The sequence below is a fragment of the Lentiprolixibacter sp. genome (assembly GCF_982873095.1).
The window spans coordinates 1-3,518 of sequence record NZ_CEYNTP010000098.1; the positions used below are offsets into that span (position 1 = coordinate 1).

The following is a 3,518-nucleotide window of genomic DNA, read 5'->3' on the forward strand; positions in this document are numbered from 1 at the left end:
CTGAAGGAGATGATAAGGAAAACACTCTTCCCAATGGCGTAGTGAATTCCTCTTTACTCTCTGTTTGATCCGAGGTTTTGGGTTTACAGGAAGCTCCGATCAATATGCCGAAGCATATCAGTATCCCGATTACGGTTCTACTTCCAGGACATTGTCTGCGATTACTTTCCATGGTGATTAAAGATAAACATTAAGAGTAAGGTATATATGCAGGGCTATACTTTTCATTCTTTCTGTTTTGTATCTTTAAGCAACACCCTCAGAAAAATCGGAAATTATGAAAAGGCGTCAATTTGTAAATCAGGCTGCAGCCCTGGGTCTCAGTACAGCTGTGTTAGGATGTACATCCAAAAATGAAACGACTAATGAAGCCAAAGCCCCCGAAAAGAAGATCAAGCACAATCCTATAGGGGTTTCTACCTATTCCTTTTGGCAATTCAACGGACCCAAAGAAAACAGCCCCATTGAAGACTGTATAGACAAGGCGGCTGCCATGGGTTTTGATGGGATCGAATTGCTTCTGGTGCAGATGGCCTCGGAAGAGAACAGCTACCTGCAAAACCTGAAGAAGCGCGCCTTCCACGCAGGCCTGGACATCATGGGCTTCTCCACCCATCAGGGATTCCTCAACCCCTCAGAGGAATACCGGCAAGAAAATATAGACAAGACCATTCATCAGATAGAACTGGCCTATAAACTGGGGATTCCTACCATGCGTATCAATACGGGCAGGTGGGGGACCTCCGAGAATTTCGATGCCCTTATGGCCAACAAGGGTATTGAACCTGCCATTGAGGGCTATACGGATGAAGAGGGTTTTGCCTGGGTCATTGACTCCATCGAGAAGTGCCTGCCTACTGCTGAAAAATGCGGGGTGGTACTAGGGCTTGAGAACCACTGGGGTTTGGGGAGGACCGCAGAAGGGGTGATGCGCATTGTAAATGCGATAGACCATCCGTGGCTGCAGGTAACCATGGATACGGGAAATTTCCTTGAGAACAGGGAAGATCAACTGCAACAATTGGCCCCCCATGCCTACCTGATACAGGCGAAGACCTACTTTGGCGGTGGAAAATGGTACACTCTGGATATCGATTATGACAAAATCGGGTTGATGATGCGAAACCTGAACTACAGGGGGTATGTTTCCCTTGAATTTGAAGGCAATGAGTCCCCGGATACAGCGGTACCCAAAAGCCTGGAGCTGCTTAGAAATTCCTTTTATTACGAAATATGAGGCCCGGGAATCGGGCTTTTTTCCTGTGGAGGTGCCTGAAATGAAAAACTCCGGTAATCAGCCGGAGTTTATTCATCAATCAAAAAACGAACAGTCATGATAAACTGTTGTTACCGTTCACAATTTACGATATTTATACCAGTATTCCAATTGGTACTTCATACTGTAAAGAGGGAAGATCACTATCCCAGATAGGTCTTCAAAATCTTGCTTCTGGAGGTGTGTTTCAACCTGCGAATTGCTTTTTCCTTGATCTGCCGTACGCGTTCACGGGTAAGGTCAAAGGTTTCCCCGATTTCCTCGAGGGTCATGGAGTGTTGCCCGGCCAGCCCGAAATACAGTCGAATTACGTCTGCCTCACGGGGGGTAAGCGTTTCCAGTGCCCTTTCGATCTCTGTCCTCAGGGATTCATGCAGCAATTCCTTGTCAGGATTAGGAGATTCCCCGCTGCGCAACACGTCATAAAGGTTAGAATCTTCCCCGTCTATAAGGGGAGCATCCATGGATACGTGGCGCCCTGAATTCTTAAGGGACTGCTTTACGTCCTCAACCGTCATGTCCAGTTCCTTGGCAATTTCTTCAGCGGAAGGCACCCTTTCATGGGCTTGCTCAAGGAAGGCAAAGGTCTTATTGATCTTGTTGATCGATCCGATTTTGTTCAGGGGCAGCCTTACAATCCTGGATTGCTCGGCGAGGGCCTGCAGGATCGACTGACGAATCCACCATACCGCATAGGAGATGAATTTAAACCCACGGGTTTCGTCAAATCGCTGGGCTGCTTTGATAAGCCCCAGGTTCCCCTCATTGATCAGGTCGGGTAAAGTGAGGCCCTGGTTCTGGTATTGTTTGGCCACCGAAACCACAAACCTCAGATTGGCCTTGGTTAATTTCTCCAAAGCGGTCTGATCCCCGGCTTTGATCCGCTGGGCCAATTCTACCTCCTCATCTGCAGTAATCAGGTCTACTTTACCAATTTCCTGCAAGTATTTGTCTAAAGAGGCGGTTTCCCTGTTGGTAACCTGTTTTGTAATCTTAAGTTGTCTCATCTAGTAATTTCCTTTCATTTTAAGTTCATAGCATCATAGTCTGCATTTACTTATACGTAAAAAATTGGGAAATGTTACAAAGAGGTTACGAAATTTTAATAAATATGTTAATAAATGTAAAAAAGCCCCGGAATACGGGGCTTTTAATTACATATATTCAGCGGATCTACGCTTTATCTCTCTTTTTGAAAGGTCGCTTAGATCCCCCGCGATCATTCCTTGGTGGCCTTTCCCTGTAACCATCAGGTTTGGGGAGTAAGGCTTTGCGGGAAACTTTCTCTTTCCTGGTTCGGGGATCCAGACCGAAGTATTTCACATCGAGTACGTCTCCCAGGTTAACCACATCACTTACTTTCTCCGTGCGTTCCCATGCCAGTTCAGAAACGTGTAACAGGATTTCATTGCCAGGAGCTTCGGTGTATTCTACAACAGCGCCAAAATCGAGCAGCTTGATCACTTTAACCTCATATACACTACCCACTTCGGGCTTGAAGGTTATGGCTTCGATCCGTTCGAGAACCGTATCGATTCCATCCTGGTCGGTACCCAGAATTTCCACAATACCTTCTTCGGTTATAGGATCTTCGTTGATCACAATGGTGGTCTTGGTTTCCTTCTGCAGTTCCTGTATCACTTTCCCTCCAGGTCCGATCAGGGCACCGATGTAATCACCAGGTATCGTAGTGTATACAATTTTCGGAGCATGGGCTTTGACACCTTCTCTAGGAGCAGCAATGGTATCTGTAAGTTTTCCCAGGATGTGCAAACGTCCTTCTTTGGCCTGGTTCAGGGCTTTTACGAGGATTTCGTAAGAAAGTCCCTTTACCTTGATGTCCATCTGGCAGGCCGTGATCCCGTCTGCGGTACCGGTTACCTTGAAGTCCATATCCCCAAGGTGATCTTCATCACCAAGGATGTCTGACAGCACAGCATATTTGCCGGTTTCTGAGTCGGTGATCAGCCCCATGGCGATTCCGGAAACGGGCTTCTTTAGTTGCACGCCGGCATCCATAAGCCCCATAGTTCCCGAACAAACGGTGGCCATGGACGAAGAGCCGTTACTTTCCAGTACCTCGGAAACTACCCTTACGGTGTAGGGGCAATCTTCAGGGATCATACGTTTTAATGCCCTTTGCGCCAGGTTTCCGTGTCCGATCTCCCTTCGTGAAGTACCGCGAATAGGTCGGGCTTCCCCTGTGGAGAACGGAGGGAAATTGTAGTGCAAATAAAAGGTT

Annotated in this window: 3 protein-coding genes; 1 reads left to right on the forward strand and 2 read right to left on the reverse strand. The window is 47.2% G+C overall.

Features of this window, described 5'->3' with window-relative positions:
- Window positions 1-277: 277 nt before the first annotated feature.
- A complete protein-coding gene (locus tag AC4E7D_RS07435) occupies window positions 278-1,237 on the forward strand; it encodes a sugar phosphate isomerase/epimerase family protein (protein WP_490173181.1) in 960 nt (319 codons plus the stop codon).
- A 182-nt stretch (window positions 1,238-1,419) separates the two neighbouring features.
- Here AC4E7D_RS07435 and AC4E7D_RS07440 read toward each other — a convergent pair whose 3' ends face one another.
- Window positions 1,420-2,283 carry a sigma-70 family RNA polymerase sigma factor gene (locus AC4E7D_RS07440; protein WP_490173182.1) on the reverse strand — a complete coding sequence of 288 codons (864 nt, stop codon included), beginning with the start codon at window positions 2,281-2,283 and terminating at the stop codon, window positions 1,420-1,422.
- A 166-nt stretch (window positions 2,284-2,449) separates the two neighbouring features.
- Window positions 2,450-3,518 (reverse strand): KH domain-containing protein (locus tag AC4E7D_RS07445; RefSeq protein ID WP_490173183.1); only part of this gene is annotated, 1,069 nt, incomplete at its 5' end.